Origin of the sequence: Bradyrhizobium sp. AUGA SZCCT0158, assembly GCF_018130065.1 — a bacterium.
Lineage (GTDB): Bacteria > Pseudomonadota > Alphaproteobacteria > Rhizobiales > Xanthobacteraceae > Bradyrhizobium.
This window is the reverse complement of sequence record NZ_JAFCME010000002.1, coordinates 175,461-190,338: the sequence shown is the minus strand read 5'-3', so window position 1 is coordinate 190,338 and position 14,878 is coordinate 175,461. Positions and strand designations below refer to the sequence as shown.

Annotated in this window: 13 protein-coding genes; 9 read left to right on the top strand and 4 right to left on the bottom strand. The window is 63.6% G+C overall.

Annotation, left to right across the window (positions count from 1 at the left end; genetic code table 11):
* Window positions 1–15 precede the first annotated feature (15 nt).
* The 6 genes from JQ574_RS03685 (at window position 16) to JQ574_RS03660 (ending at window position 7,522) form a co-directional block, all read left to right on the top strand.
* Complete coding sequence (locus tag JQ574_RS03685; protein ID WP_212211311.1) at window positions 16–942, top strand: class I SAM-dependent methyltransferase; 927 nt, start codon at window positions 16–18, stop codon at window positions 940–942.
* 104 nt (window positions 943–1,046) lie between these two features.
* Window positions 1,047–1,790, top strand: coding sequence for a FadR/GntR family transcriptional regulator (locus JQ574_RS03680; protein WP_312014606.1), 744 nt, complete (start codon window positions 1,047–1,049; stop codon window positions 1,788–1,790).
* A 113-nt stretch (window positions 1,791–1,903) separates the two neighbouring features.
* Entirely contained in the window at window positions 1,904–3,133 is a 1,230-nt protein-coding gene (locus JQ574_RS03675) for an ABC transporter substrate-binding protein (RefSeq protein WP_212211304.1), read from the top strand.
* A gap of 233 nt (window positions 3,134–3,366) precedes the next feature.
* A complete protein-coding gene (locus JQ574_RS03670; RefSeq protein ID WP_212211302.1) occupies window positions 3,367–5,946 on the top strand; it encodes a ligase-associated DNA damage response DEXH box helicase in 2,580 nt (859 codons plus the stop codon).
* Window positions 5,947–5,985: 39 nt separating this feature from the next.
* A complete protein-coding gene (pdeM, locus tag JQ574_RS03665; RefSeq protein WP_212211301.1) occupies window positions 5,986–6,660 on the top strand; it encodes a ligase-associated DNA damage response endonuclease PdeM in 675 nt (224 codons plus the stop codon).
* Between the two features lie 460 nt (window positions 6,661–7,120).
* On the top strand, window positions 7,121–7,522 hold the full coding sequence (locus JQ574_RS03660) for a hypothetical protein (RefSeq protein ID WP_212383291.1): 402 nt from the start codon (window positions 7,121–7,123) through the stop codon (window positions 7,520–7,522).
* Window positions 7,523–7,607: 85 nt separating this feature from the next.
* On the opposite strand, the gene JQ574_RS03655 is transcribed toward JQ574_RS03660, so the two are convergent.
* Window positions 7,608–8,471, bottom strand: a complete 864-nt coding sequence (locus tag JQ574_RS03655; RefSeq protein ID WP_212211396.1) for a LysR substrate-binding domain-containing protein — start codon at window positions 8,469–8,471, stop codon at window positions 7,608–7,610.
* Window positions 8,472–8,604: 133 nt separating this feature from the next.
* On the opposite strand from JQ574_RS03655, the gene JQ574_RS03650 reads away from it, so the two are divergent.
* The 3 genes from JQ574_RS03650 (at window position 8,605) to JQ574_RS03640 (ending at window position 11,736) form a co-directional block, all read left to right on the top strand.
* Entirely contained in the window at window positions 8,605–9,540 is a 936-nt protein-coding gene (locus JQ574_RS03650; RefSeq protein WP_212211298.1) for a DMT family transporter, read from the top strand.
* Complete coding sequence (locus tag JQ574_RS03645; protein WP_212211296.1) at window positions 9,537–10,319, top strand: MBL fold metallo-hydrolase; 783 nt, start codon at window positions 9,537–9,539, stop codon at window positions 10,317–10,319. Before JQ574_RS03650 ends, JQ574_RS03645 begins: the two co-directional genes overlap by 4 nt.
* 61 nt (window positions 10,320–10,380) lie before the next feature.
* Complete coding sequence (locus JQ574_RS03640; protein ID WP_212211294.1) at window positions 10,381–11,736, top strand: NRAMP family divalent metal transporter; 1,356 nt, start codon at window positions 10,381–10,383, stop codon at window positions 11,734–11,736.
* Between the two features lie 46 nt (window positions 11,737–11,782).
* Here the strand turns inward: JQ574_RS03640 and JQ574_RS03635 are convergent, their stop codons facing one another.
* From JQ574_RS03635 to JQ574_RS03625, 3 genes are all read right to left on the bottom strand, one after another.
* Window positions 11,783–12,568, bottom strand: a complete 786-nt coding sequence (locus JQ574_RS03635; RefSeq protein WP_212211292.1) for a TIGR02186 family protein — start codon at window positions 12,566–12,568, stop codon at window positions 11,783–11,785.
* Complete coding sequence (locus JQ574_RS03630) at window positions 12,565–13,491, bottom strand: sulfite exporter TauE/SafE family protein (RefSeq protein WP_212211289.1); 927 nt, start codon at window positions 13,489–13,491, stop codon at window positions 12,565–12,567. The genes JQ574_RS03635 and JQ574_RS03630 overlap by 4 nt, the downstream gene beginning before the upstream one ends.
* A gap of 426 nt (window positions 13,492–13,917) precedes the next feature.
* Entirely contained in the window at window positions 13,918–14,772 is an 855-nt protein-coding gene (locus JQ574_RS03625) for a hypothetical protein (RefSeq protein WP_212211288.1), read from the bottom strand.
* Window positions 14,773–14,878 lie beyond the last annotated feature (106 nt).

Genomic DNA, 14,878 nt, shown 5'->3' with positions numbered 1-14,878 from the left:
TGCCCCATAGAGCCCATGCCCACGCGAATATTCCTGACCTCCGGCGATCTGATGGCCGATCGCCGCTATGATTTTGCGCGCGACCTGCAAATGAAGGGCGATCTGCCCGGCGCCGCCGACCTGCTGCTGCAGGCGACGGATCTGGCGCCGAATTTCGTCACGGCCTGGTTCACGCTCGGCGATATCAGCGAAACGCTCGGCGAGCGCGATGCGGCGATCACGGCGTTTCGCAAGGCGTGGGACGGTGATCCCGATGATCGTCATGGCGCCCGCCTGCGGCTGATGCGGCTCGGCGCCGAACCATTGGCCGCGATGCCGCAAGGCTATGTGCAGGTGCTGTTCGATCAATACGCGCGGCGGTTCAATTCGGCGCTGGTGGACGATCTCGGTTATCGCGGCCCGGACCTGCTGTTCAGGGCGGTGCTGTCGGTGCGCGCGGCCGCCCGCAAGCCCGCCTTCTTCAAGCGCGCCATCGATCTCGGCTGCGGCACCGGGCTCGTCGCGACGGCCTTCGCCAGGGAGGTCGATCATTTCATCGGCATCGATCTGTCGCCGCGCATGATCGCGCAGGCCCGCGCGACCGGCTGTTATGCGGAGCTTGAAGTCGGCGACATCGTGCAAGGTCTGCGCGCGCAGCCTGCCAGCAGCGCCGATCTCATCCTGGCCGCCGACGTGATGATCTATGTTGCCGATCTCGCGTCGGTGCTGGCGGAATCAAGCCGCGTGCTGGCCGCCGGCGGCCTGTTCGCCTTCACGACCGAGACGCATGCCGGCGAAGGCGTCATTCTCGGCGCAGGGCTGCGCTATGCCCACGCGGCGGCTCATGTGCGCGCAGCGGTGGAAGCGGCCAGCCTCACATTCCTGTTGCTCGAAGATCGCTCGGCACGCACCGAGGACAACATCCCGGTGCCGGGGCTTGTCGCGGTCGCAGCCAAGGGCTGACTGCCCGCACCGTTCGACCCGTGAGCATGCCTCGCGCGGCGGGCTGGACAAACCGGCGAGGATATACCAATCTGGACCTACCAGATTGGTAGGATCAGATGACCGTGCCACAGCAAGCAAGCGAAGGATCGCGAGCGGTCAAGCGGACCATCGAGTTCATTCGCCATCACCGATTGCAGAAGGGCGACCGGCTGCCGTCAGAGCGCGAACTGTCGGACCGCTTTGGTGTCACCCGCAGCTCGGTGCGGGAAGCGTTGGCGGTTCTTGATGCGCTTCGGCTGACCGAGCGACGGCCGAAGTCCGGTATTTTCCTGCGCAACGCGCTCGAAGACAGCGGGCTCGATTCCCTGGTCATCCAGGCCAATCTGGATCTGCCGTTTGACGAGCGCACCATGCGCGATGTGAGCGAGGCCCGCGTCATATTTGAAACCCATGCGATCCGCCTCGCATGCGCGCGCAGGACCGATGCCGATCTCAACAGGTTGCGCGAGTTGGTCGCCAATTATGCCGATCGGGTGCAGGCCGAGCTCAATGTCGCCAATGAAGACGTCGAATTTCATCTGGCAATGGCTGCCGCCAGCCAGAACGCCATCATCGTTCGAACGCTGACGCCTTTGTTCCTGATGAGCTTTCAGTGGCGGCAGAAGTATTTCTCATCCCCGGTCATTCGCCGCCGCTCACTGGCCGATCATCAGGAGTTCGTGGCCACCATTGCTGACAGGGATGAAACCCGGGCGGCGGCTCTGGTGCAAAAGCATGTCCATTCCGCATTCGACGAAGTCCGGGCAATGGCGGAAGGAAACGAGCAGCCGGAATCTCACAACCAATGGGAAGGCCAGGACCAGTAAGTTGCCGGGAATACCGGCTCACGCAGCGCAAGTCGAAGCCAATTTCGATCCGCACAACCTGAATGACAGATCGCTGCATTCAGGCATCGACAACAACAAAGGGAGAAACAACAATGAAAAACAAGCAAACACGCCGCGAGTTCGGCGCCACCGCGCTATCCGCCCTCGCGGCTTCCGTATTGCCCGCCCCGTTCGTCTGGGCCGCCGAGAAGAAATACGATCCTGGCGCGACCGATACCGAAATCAAGCTCGGACAGACCGTGCCGCATTCCGGTCCCGGCTCGCTCTACGGCGTGCTCGGCCGGGTCGGCGAGGCCTATTTCCAGATGCTGAACGAAAAGGGCGGCATCAACGGCCGCAAGGTCAAATTCCTCACCATGGACGACGGCTACAGCGCGCCGAAATGCGTGGAAGCGACGCGGCGGCTGGTGGAGAATGACGAAGTGCTGGCGCTGTTCGGCTCGCTCGGCACCGCGCCGCAGACCGCCGTGCACAAATACCTCAACTCCAAGGGCGTGCCGCAGTTGATGCTCAATACCGGCGCGTCGAAATGGAACGATCCGAAGAACTTCAAATGGACCATGGCGGGCCTGCCGCTCTATCCGACCGAGGCGCGCATCCTCGCCAAATACGTCGTGGCCACGAAGCCGAACGCCAAAATCGGCATTCTCTACCAGAACGACGATTTCGGCCGCGATTTCCTGGCGCCGTTCAAGAAGATTCTGGAAGAGGCCGGCGGCACCGCCAAGGTGATCATGGAGCAGAGCTACGATCTGACCGAGCCGACCATCGATTCGCAGCTGATCAATCTATCGAAGTCGGGCGCGGATGTTTTCTACAACATCTCGACCGGCAAGGCGTCGTCGCAGTCGATCCGAAAGGTGGTCGAGCTCGGCTGGAAGCCGCTGCAATTGCTGTCGGCGGGATCAACCGGACGTTCGATCCTCAGCGCCGCCGGTTTCGAGAACGCTACCGGCATCGTCGCGATCCGTTACGCCAAGGAAGTCGGCGTGCCGCGCTGGGAAAAGGATCCCGACGTGATGGCGTTCGAGGCGCTGCGCAAGAAATATCTGCCCAATGTCGATCCCGACAACACCATCGCCTTCGCCGGCTACGGCCAGGTGGCGTCGATGGCGGAAATCCTGCGCCGCTGCGGCGACGATCTCACCCGCGCCAACGTGCTGAAACACGCGACCACGCTGGCCGGCTTCCACTCGCCGTATTTCCTCGACGGCGTCAATTTCAGCTACACGCCGGAGGACTACACGCCGATGAAGACGCTCTTCATCTCGCAGTTCAACGGCAAGGATTGGGATATTTCCGACAAGCCGGTGACGGAGTAGTTGACCTTCTCCTGGCCTATTCAACTCGTCATGCCCGGGCTTGTCCCGGGCATCCACGTTTTTGACGACCGCAGAACAAGACGTGGATGGCCGGGCATAGGCGAGCGGAAGCGACGCCGTCCTTTGGACGGCTAAGCCCGGCCATGACGATTTGGATGATTTGAGCCTCGCACGGAGTGAGGCGAGGTTGATACCCCTCGACGTGGCGGCCCTGACGGCTTAGTTCTTGTTTTGTGCCAGCCCGAATCCTACCAGCCATATCGGCCGAGCCGGCCGCGCTGCTGCCCGAGCGCTTCCTTCAATGGTTCGCGTCGCGCGGCTGGTCGCCGCGTGAGCATCAGCTGGAACTATTGGCGAAGGCGCGAAAAGATCGCTCGGCGCTGCTGATCGCACCGACCGGCGCCGGCAAGACCCTGGCGGGGTTTCTGCCGACATTGGTGGAACTGTCTGCTCCGCCGCCGGTCGTAGGCGAGGGCGCTAAGAAAAACGTCATCTCGACCGGCCGCGGCGTCAAGCGTACCGGCGGTCTGCACACGCTTTACATCTCGCCCTTGAAAGCGCTCGCGGTCGATATCGCGCGCAACCTGGAGGCGCCGATCGCCGAGATGGGCCTCCCGATCAAGGTCGAAACCCGCACCGGCGACACGCCGGTGTCGCGCCGGCAGCGGCAGCGGCGCTATCCGCCGGATATTCTGCTGACCACGCCCGAGCAACTGGCGCTGCTGTTGTCCTCCGACGATGCGCCGTTCCTGTTCGGCTCACTGAAGCGCATCGTGCTCGACGAATTGCATGCGCTGGTCACCTCCAAGCGCGGCGATCTGCTGTCGCTGGGGCTGGCGCGGCTGTGGCGGCTGGCGCCCGAGATGCGCGGCATCGGATTGTCGGCGACGGTCGCCGAGCCGGAATCCTTGGCGCGGTTTTTGGTGCCGCAGCGTGACCGCAAAATTGAAGCCGCCGACATTGTCGTTGCCGGCGGCGCCGCAGCGCCCGTGGTCGAGATGCTCGACACCCGGGAGCGCCTGCCATGGGCCGGGCACAGCGCCCGCCATGCGCTCGGCGAAATGTACGAGCTGATCAAGCGCAACAAGACCACGCTTGTTTTCGTCAACACCCGCAGCCAGGCCGAAATGCTGTTCCAGGATTTCTGGCGTATGAACGACGACGGCCTCGCCATCGCGCTGCATCACGGCTCGCTCGACGTCGCGCAGCGCCGCAAGGTCGAGGACGCGATGGCGGCCGGCAGATTGCGCGGCGTGGTCTGCACCTCATCGCTCGACCTCGGTATCGACTGGGGCGACATCGACCTCGTCATCAATGTCGGCGCGCCGAAGGGCTCCTCGCGGCTGATGCAGCGGATCGGCCGCGCCAACCATCGATTAGACGAACCCTCGCGCGCCGTGCTGGTGCCGGCCAACCGTTTCGAGGTGCTGGAATGCGCCGTTGCGATCGACGCGATCGCGGAGAATGCGCAGGATACCCCGCCGCTGCGGATCGGCGCGCTCGACGTGCTGGCGCAGCACGTGCTGGGATGCGCCTGCGGCGAGCCGTTTCTCTCCGATGAACTCTATGAGGAGGTGCTGACGTCGGCGCCTTACTCTGGCTTGACGCGCGCCGATTTCGACGACGTCGTCGATTTCGTCGCCACCGGCGGCTACGCGCTGAAAACCTATGAGCGCTTCGCGCGCATCAAGCAGGACAAGCAGGGCCGCTGGCGCGTCGCCAACCCCCGGGTGCGGCAGAGCTATCGCCTCAACGTCGGCGCCATCGTCGAAGAACCGATGCTTAAGGTCCGGCTGGTGCGTTCGCGCGGCGGCGGTGCCGGTTCGACCGGCGCACTTGGACGCGGTGGACGGATGCTCGGCGAGATCGAGGAATACTTTATCGAGGGACTGGTGGCCGGGGATACCTTTGTGTTCGGCGGCGAGGTGGTGCGCTACGAGGCGCTCGCCGAGGACCAGGTCTACGTCTCGCGCGCCAACGATGCGGATGCGAAGGTGCCGTCCTATATGGGCGGCAAGTTTCCGTTGTCGACCTATCTCGCCGAGCGCGTGCGTAAATTGCTCGACGACAAGCGAGCCTGGAACGCGCTGCCGGATCAGGTGCGCGACTGGCTGTCGCTGCAACGGCACTTTTCGCGCGTGCCGGCGGTGCGCGAATTGCTGATCGAAACCTTTCCGCGCGGCAACAAGCATTATTTGATCTGCTATCCCTTCGAGGGACGGCTGGCGCATCAGACGCTCGGCATGCTGCTGACGCGGCGGATGGAGCGGGCGCGGGTGCGGCCGCTCGGCTTCGTCGCCAATGAATATGCGGTCGCGGTGTGGGGGCTCGGCGACATGTCGTTCATGATCCGTCATGGCAAGCTCGATCTCAACGCGCTGTTCGATCCGGACATGCTGGGCGACGATCTCGAGGCATGGCTTGCCGAATCCGCGCTGATGAAGCGAACCTTCCGCACCTGCGCCGTGATCTCGGGCCTGATCGCGCGGCGCTTCACCGGCGAGGAAAAGTCCCGCCGTCAGGTGCTGTTCTCGACCGATTTGATCTACGACGTACTGCGCAAGCACCAGGCCGACCATGTGCTGCTGCGCGCCGCGCGCGCCGACGCCGCCACCGGGCTGCTCGATCTCAAGCGGCTCGGTGATATGCTCTCCCGTATACAGGGCCGAATCATCCATCGGGAACTCGACCGTGTTTCGCCGCTGGCGGTGCCGGTGATGCTGGAAATCGGCCGCGAGTCAGTTTATGGCGAAGCGGCCGACGAGCTGCTGGCGGAAGCCGCCGATGAGTTGGTCAGGGAAGCGACAGGATAGAATGTGAAGGCAGCGGCGCAAGCTTCGGACGATGATCAAATGGCGCGGCTTTCGAAAGTTTCGATCGCAGATGTGAGCTTCCTCGCCGATCTCTCCGGCGCGTTGTTCTGGCAGGAACAGCGCCTGCTCGTCGTTTCCGACCTGCATCTCGAAAAAGGGTCCAGCTTCGCCGCGCGCGGCGTGCTGCTGCCACCCTATGACACCGTGGCGACGTTGAGCCGGCTAGCCGCCGTGATCGCGCGGCACGATCCGCGCATGGTGATCGCGCTCGGCGACAGTTTTCATGACCGCGACGCCCACGAGCGGCTGTCGGCGCCCGATCGCGACGCGCTGTCTGCGATGCAGGCGCGGCGCGACTGGATCTGGATATCAGGCAATCACGATCCGGCCTTGCCGTCCGATCTCGGCGGCGTTGTCGCCAGCGAAGTCGCCATCGGCAACATCATGTTCCGCCATGAGCCAACGGGCGCTGCCGGCGAAATCGCCGGCCATCTGCATCCCAAGGCCCGCGTCGCCACCCGTGGCCGTTCGATGGAGCGGCGATGCTTTGCCTGCGACGGCGAGCGCGCGGTAATGCCGGCGTTCGGCGCCTATACCGGCGGCCTCAGCATCCGCGATCCGGCGTTTGCAAAAATCTTCCAGACGCCGGGCCTGATGGCACACGTGCTCGGCGACAACAGACTGCACGCGATCGCAGCGTCGCGGTGTTATTAACAGAACGATGCTGCTGCCGTCGCTCTATGACCGCTTTCTCGTTTCCTATGAGGTGAACCGCGAGACGCGGCACATTGTTCATGCGAATTCACGAGAGCGAATCGTAGCTCACCGTTGATACGAGCCAACTTACCTTTTCGTAATACGGTTGACACGTTCGTGATTTCGGCAGTCGCAGATTTGAAATAGTGAGTCAGCGCTAATTCACTATGTGGTGAGTCATTGTTGATCGGCGCAACAGCTCTTCGCCAAGCATCGCCAGCCGCACATGGATTTCCTGCCTTTCGCCTCCGCTTAACGAGGATTCTTGGTGCTGACTCCAAGGGCGTCGGCGATGTCCATCGACTGTTTCGAAAAACGCATAAGACCTAAGCGGGAGAGCGGGCTTGTCCCGCCGAGACAACAGGTCGATTACAAAATCAAGGCGAGCTGAGACTCGCTTAACCATGGAGCAAATACCATGAACTACAAAACGCTCATTGCGGCATCCTCGATGTCGATAGCTCTGACATCCGCAGCGACGTCCGCGGCATTTGCGCAGTGCACGGACTGCGCAATGTATCCAGATCGCGATTACCTGAACAAAGGCGTCCCAACCCCCGCCAGCAAGATGATGGCGGAGCCGGGCGGCGCAGCAGCTGCGAGCACTGCGAATTTTGAAAACGGTGGGTACAATGCACGGGCCGGAGCCAGGGTGGCTGGCACGCAGCGCCGCCACCCGCACGACGCCAACGCTTCCATGGCCGGGGGTTCTGCCCCGGCCGGTGTCCCCTCGCAGCGGGTGTACCTCAAGAACCTGCACGACTCCGGATACAATCCTGCCAGCGACGTCGATGGCGCCGGCAACATGAAGGTGAACTGATCCCGACGCACCATTTGGCATGCATTACTTGGTGCGCACGCCCACACCCGCACGCGGGGAGGGAGCGCACCGAGTTCGCCGCGAGCTACGCCGCCTTTGCCTGCACCGTATTGCAAAACTCCGCCAGCCGATCGGCGAGCCGCAACGTGGCGGGGCTGGCATCCGGTGCGGCGACCAGCGCGACTTCCGTACGATCGATCGGCGCAAAGCCGTCTTTCGCGGTCAGCACGCGGTGGTCGGCCTGGATCGCCATCTCGGACAGAATGCTCAGGCCCATGCCGGCGGCAACCGCGGCCTGGATGCCGGAGAGACTGGAGGACGTGTAGGCCATGTGCCAGGGCCGGCCGGCGCTTTCCAGCGCGTGGATCGCGCGTGAGCGATAGAGGCAGCCGGTGGGAAAGCCGATCAGCGGCACCGAGCCCGTCGTGGTATCGCGCGGCCGGCTCTTGCTGGTGACCCAGTGCACGCGTTCGGGCCACACCGCGATGCCGACTTTCTCGCCGGCGGCGCGCTTGAACAGCGCCAGATCGAGTTCGCCGCGTTCGAGGTCGCGCTTCAGGCAAGTGCTCTGGTCGGAGCGGACATCCATCCGCAGCCGCGGATGCGAGCGTGAAAACGCCGCCAGCAATTTCGCGAGCCGATAGGCGGCAAAATCTTCGGGCACGCCGAGCCGGATCGCGCCTTCACTGCCGGGGCGCGTCAGCACATCGCGGGCCTCTTCCGCCAGCGACAGCAGCCGCCGCGCATAGGACAGCAGCCGTTCGCCGGCTTCGGTCGGCGTGACGTCCTTGCCGCTCCGGTTGAGCAACGGCTGGCCGACGTCTTCCTCCAGCCGCTTGATCTGCTGGCTGACGGTCGACTGGGTGCGGTGGACGCGCTCGCCGGCGCGGGTGAAGCCGCCGGAATCCACCACCGAGACGAAGCTGCGCAGCAGTTCCAGATCGAGCATGGCCATGGCTCGTCTCGCTTCTCAGAAGTGACTATTCATAAATCCACTGAATGTAAGTTTATCATTTAATTTCTAAATATCAAGGCGCGGGCCTACATCATGGGCCAAGGAGACTCTCCAAAGGAATCTTGCCATGTCGCTCGCGCCCTCGATTCCCGTTCCTCGCGCCGGTTTCAATTGGCTGCCGCTCACGATCACGCTGTTCTGCCTGCTCTGGAGCTTTGCCTTCGTCGCCGGCAAGATCGGCGTCACCGGTTGTCCGCCGCTGATCCTGCTCACGGCGCGGTTTTCGCTCGCGGGCGTCCTGATCCTCGGCATATCCGCATTTCGCAACGAGGGATGGCAGCTCAGCTGGCGCGACGTGGTCGTGTTCGCGGTACTCGGCGTCGCCAACAACGCGCTCTATCTCGGGCTGGGGTACACCGGCCTCCAGACCGTTTCCGCCGGCCTCGGCGGGCTGATCGTCAGCGCCAATCCGGTGTTCACCGCTGTCGCCGCCGCGGTGTTTCTCGGCGAGGCGCTGACCTGGCGCAAGGTGACAGGACTCTTGCTCGGCATATCAGGCGTCGGCTTCATCGTCTGGCACCGCATGTCTGTCGGTACCGACGACTGGCACGGCATTCTCTATACGCTGGCCTCATTGGCTTCGATCGTGGTCGGCACCATCCTGTTCAAGGTGCTGGCGCCGAAGGGCAGCCTGTGGGTCGGCAATGGCGTGCAGAATCTAGCCGGCGGACTGGCGCTGCTGCCCTTCGCCTTCACGTTTTCCAGCGTCAGCGACATCGTGCCGAGCGCGCGGCTGCTCGGCGCATTCGCCTTCCTGGTGCTGGGCGGATCGATCCTGGCCTATTTGTTGTGGTTTCACCTGCTGAAGGTTTGCGGCGCAACCGCTGCCAGCGCCTATCACTTCCTGATGCCGCCGCTCGGCATGCTGTTCGCCTTCCTCGTGCTCGGCGAGCACGTCGAATTCCGCGACCTGCTGGGGATCATTCCGGTGGCGCTCGGGATTTATCTGGTGACGCGGCCCGCTGCGGTGGCCGCTCCCGCTTCGCAAGGGAGTGCGGCATGACCCTATCCATCACCCTGGTCGGCGGCCCGACCGCACTAATTGAAATCGATGGCTTCCGCCTGCTCACCGATCCGACCTTCGATGCACCCGGCGCCTATCAATTGCCGCATGTGAAGCTGGAAAAGCTGGTTGGTCCCGCGGTGACCGCAGACACGATCGGTGACGTCGATGCCGTGCTGCTTAGCCACGACCAGCATTCCGACAATCTTGATCATTCCGGCCGCGAATTTCTCAAGAAGGCAAAGCGTGTGCTGACGACGGAGGCTGGTGCGAAGCGGCTCGGCGGCAACGCCGAAGGTTTTGCGCCATGGGACGTCACCGAACTGACCGGCAGCAGCGGCCGTTCGCTGACGATTACTGCGACACCCGCGCGTCACGGCCCGGCCGGTATCGAGCCATTGTCGGGCGATGTGATCGGCTTCGTGGTGGCGTCGAACAAATCAGGCAGCCGCCCGGTCTATATCAGCGGTGACACGGTCTGGTTCGACGGCGTCGCCGACGTCGCGAAGCGATTCAAGGCCGGCGTGGTGCTGCCGTTCGCGGGCGCGGCGCAGACCCGCGGGCCGTTCCATCTCACCATGGACACCAATGATACGATCGAGACCGCGCGGGCGTTTGCCGATGCGGTGATCGTGCCAGTTCATACCGACGGCTGGGCGCATTTCCGCCAGAACGCGAACGATCTGCGCGTCTCCTTCGATACGCTGGGGTTTGGAGCGCGGTTACGAATTCTCGAACCGGGAGTCACGACCGTGATCGAATCCTTGCATCCAGCGTAAGCCAGTTCCGCGTCGGAACCGATCGCGGTCCGGTTCGTTGTCGCCGCGGCTGGATCCACACATGGAAGATCGCAACAGATCGAGTTCAAAATGCCAAGCGCACCAGGATGCCGGTAGCAGCAGGCCGGCAACCAGTGCCGAGCCGCATCAGCCGTTTCGTCTCCGCAATGTTGCAAAGGCGCTCGGCCCCGGCCTGATCACCGGCGCCTCCGACGACGATCCGTCGGGGATCGGCACTTACAGCCAGGCCGGCGCGCAGCTTGGTTACGGCATCGGCTGGACCATGCTGCTGACTTTCCCGCTGATGGCGGCGATTCAGGAAATCTCCGCCCGGGTCGGCCGCGTCACCGGGCACGGCATATCGGGCAATGTCTGCCGGCACTATTCGCCAGCGCTGCTCAACATCGTGGTGGCGCTGTTGTTCATCGCCAACACCATCAACATCGCGGCCGATCTCGGCGCCATGGCTGACGCGACCAAGCTCCTGATCGGCGGATACGGCATCGTCTATGTCGTGTTCTTTGGTGTCGTGTCGGTCGCAGCGCAAATCTTCCTCGATTACAAGCGCTATGTCGCGGTGCTGAAATGGCTGACGCTCAGCCTGTTCGCCTATGTCGCGGCGCTTGCATTCGCGAAGGTGTCGTGGGGCGAAGCGCTCACGGGCGTTCTGATTCCGAAGATCACCTGGAGCGCGGATTACTTCACCACCATCGTCGCGATCCTCGGTACCACTATTTCACCCTATCTGTTCTTCTGGCAGGCCTCGCAGGAAGCCGAGGACCAGCGCGTCGACGCCCGCAAGCGACCCCTGATCGAGAAGCATTACGGCGCGCAGAAGGAATTCAACCGGATCCGCGCCGATACCATCGTCGGCATGGCGTTCTCGAATTTGATCGCGCTGTCGATCATCGTGACCGCGGCGGCGACGCTCAATGCCGCAGGCGAGACCAACATCCAGTCCTCGGCGCAGGCGGCTGAAGCGCTGCGGCCGATCGCCGGCGCCTTCGCGGAAGCGATCTTCGCGCTCGGCATCGTCGGCACCGGATTACTGGCGATCCCCGTGCTGGCCGGCGCCGCCGCCTACGCCGTCGGCGAAGCGCGACGATGGCCGGTCGGGCTCGCCCGCAAGCCCAGGCAAGCCGCCGCGTTCTATGCCGTGCTGGCGCTGTCGGCCGCCATCGGCATCGCGCTGAATTTCACGCCGATCAATCCGATCTCGGCACTGTACTGGAGCGCCGTCATCAACGGCGTGCTCGCCGTTCCCGTGATGGTGCTGTTGATGTTAATGGCGCGCCGCAGGGACGTGATGGGGCGCTTTGTCGTCGGCGGCCCGCTCTATTGGCTCGGATGGCTGTCGACCGCGGCGATGCTGCTCAGCGTGCTGGCGATGGGCATCGGGTTTTTTGCGGGCGAATAGCGAATGGCGAATAGTCTATTCGCTACTCGCCATTCGCTATTCGCATCTAATCCTTCCGGAACACAATCGATGCCATCCAGCCCGTCATCAGCGCCATGAAAGCTGTCACCAGCCCATAGGCAAGACCATTGTTGTGGGCAGCGTTGGCGATGAACTGTTCGAAACCGACCTTGACGATCTCGAACGCGGTTTCGGTGCGCGTGACCAGCGCGCCGTCGGCAAACAGCTTGATCTCGACGTCGTAGGTGCCGATCGGCACTTCGCCCGGCAACGGAATGCCCGTGCGGAACAGCGTCGGCGTCAGGAACGTCACCGCCGATTGCTCTTCGCGATAAAGCCCGTGCTGGGTGCGCAGCCGCACGAACGCGCTGCGGAACGGATCGTTGGGCACGACGTCGGCAAAATCAGGACCGACGCGCTGGGTCAGCAGGACATTGTTGAGCCCGAGTTGCTGCCGGCGCTGCACTTCGGGGGAAGCGATGTCGTCGAACGGCCGGTTGGAAAACAGCGCCAGATAGGTCGGCACTTTGAGGAACTGCCGGGAATCGGTGTTGATCCAGATGCCGAATTTGCGTTCCTTGCGCCGTGTCACCATGTCGGCGCGCGGGCCGCTGACGGTCACGACCAGATCGTAATTGTTGCGGCCGGCGGGCGTCTGCGCGTCCTTTTCGACCGAGCCGAACAGCACCAGTTCCTCGCCGGAATAATTCGGCGTCACCGTGACGCGGTGGTTCGACACCGACACGATCAGCCGCTCGGCGGATGCCGGCGAATTGGCGAGTGCGGCGCCCAGCACGAAACTTGCCACGATGAGCGAGGCGCGCGCGATCATACCCCGCCTCCCGTTTCGCGGATCGTGAACAGATCGGCCGGCCGGATCACCAGTTCGACGGCAAAGCGGATACCGACGGCGAGTACCAGAAGCCCGAGCAGCAGCCGCAGATGTTCGCCGCGGATCTTCTGGCCGGCGCGGGCGCCGAATTGGGCGCCGGTCACGCCGCCGATCATCAGGATCAGCGCCAACACCGCGTCGACCAGATGATTGGTCACCGCATGCAGCAGGGTCGCGAATATCATCGTCACCAGCGTCAGCACCATCGAGGTGCCGACCACGGTCGAAGTCGGCACCCGCAGCACGTAGATCATCAGCGGCACCAGGATGAAGCCGCCGCCGATGCCCATGACGGCGCCGATGAAGCCGATGATCAGGCCGATCACGACGACGGGGATCACGGACAGGTAGATCTTCGAGCGCTTGAAACGCATCTTCAGCGGCAGGCCGTGAATCCAGCCATGGCTGCCGGGGCGGCGTATCGTCGCCGCACCGCCGCGCCGGGCCCGCAGCAGCGCGCGCAGGCCTTCCCAGAACATCAGCCCGCCGACCGTGGTCAGCAGGATGACGTAGGACGTCGCGATCAAGAGATCGAGCTGGCCGAGCGCGCGTAGCAGCGTAAACGTCCAGACCCCGAGCGCCGTCCCGACGGTGCCGCCGGTCAACAAGACCACCGCCAGAATGGGATCGATGGATCGTCGCCTCCAATAGGATATCGCGCCCGAGAAGGAGGAAGCCGCGATGTGGCTCGCGACCGAGGCGACCGCGACCGCGGGCGCGATGCCGACGAAGATCAACAGCGGCGTCATCAGGAAGCCGCCGCCGATGCCGAACATGCCGGAGACGAAACCAACCGCCGCACCCATCGCCAGGATGAGGAAAACATTGACCGGAATGTCGGCGATCGGAAGGTAGAGCTGCACGCGCGTCTGCTTCTCGTTGTCTGCCGCTGAGGTGGCCTAACGGCCGCTCAGGGCATGGTTTCGAGCATTTGCCGGCAGTGGAATCCGATTGGCGCGCAGGGTCAGGGCACGCGGACCGGTTGCCGCGTCTTTGCATAACCCAGATCAGTGGCAGGGGGGACTAAAGAATGCCCCGGAAGGCAATTATTTGCCGCACCTGCACACACTTCCGGCGGCGTGATGCGACATTCCGATGAATGCGCCGATATCACGTTTGCGTGGCCGGCCGGGGTGGTGTCGTCCCGGCCTTGAGCCGGGACCCATACCCCGCGGCCTGCCTTGTTGAACAAGGTAGATAAGGCTCAGCGCGCAAAACAATTGCGGCCGGTGGCTATGGTCCCCCGATGCGCAATTGCGCATCTGAGCTCAAGGCCGGGACGACAGCAATCAGGGCTTCCCCACCGGATCGGTGACGAGGTTCATGGCGAGCGCCTCCTTGGGCGCAAGCCAGCGGATGTCCTTGGTCTCGGACATCGCCTGCACGACCGACGATGAAACCCCCATTTTGGTCATATAGCCCAGTACCGCGCCTGATATCTTCTGGGCTTCGGCAAGCGGATCATCCACTTGCTTTGTCGTGGTAAACCGGTGCACGCCCAGGCCTGAGCCCGCCACGCCGATGCGGCTCTTGCCGCCGGCATAGACCAGCACGCAGGCGCTGGCGCAATAGGAGGGTTTGACGCGGCCCGCGGCATCGGCGGTGCCGACCGCCGTGATCAGTCCGCGCGAGCGAATGATCTCGCCGATGATCGCGGCCTGATTCAAATCGCCGCCGGGCGAGGACATCAGGATCACGTCGCCTGCGGCAAGCTGGGCCTCGTCCAATTTCTCGCGGAACCATCTTGCGGCGCCGGGTCCGATCTCGCCCTTGATGAACAGGGCACGCCGATCACGCGCGGCGCCATCGAGATCGAGTTTGGCGACCACCGAGGAGGTCAGGCTCGGCGAGACATACTGGTCCTTCCAGTAATCCCAGGCATCGGGCCGCGAGAGGTCGCGATAGGCCTGGATGGCGATGCCGGCAAGCAAAAGAACGAAGATGAGAATCGAGCCGACCGGCCATTGGCTGCGTGCCGCTTGCGGCGGCTGCGGTGGCGGAGCTGGAAGAGATCGCCAGGGAGAAGCCGGGGCAGAAGGTGGCAGCGAAGGCTGATCGATCACCTTGCGCGGCGGCGCGACCGACGGCCCGGTCGGCGACCTTCGGAAGCGGTTTTCCCCGTTCTGGCCCTCTTCGGCAGACAATCGATCCTCACTGCACAGCCGTGTACGAGGCCCCGCCGGCCCCATCAGATCATACGGCTTTATATGGAGGATTATCGGCGCGACGCCAGCGGCATCGCTGTCCGCT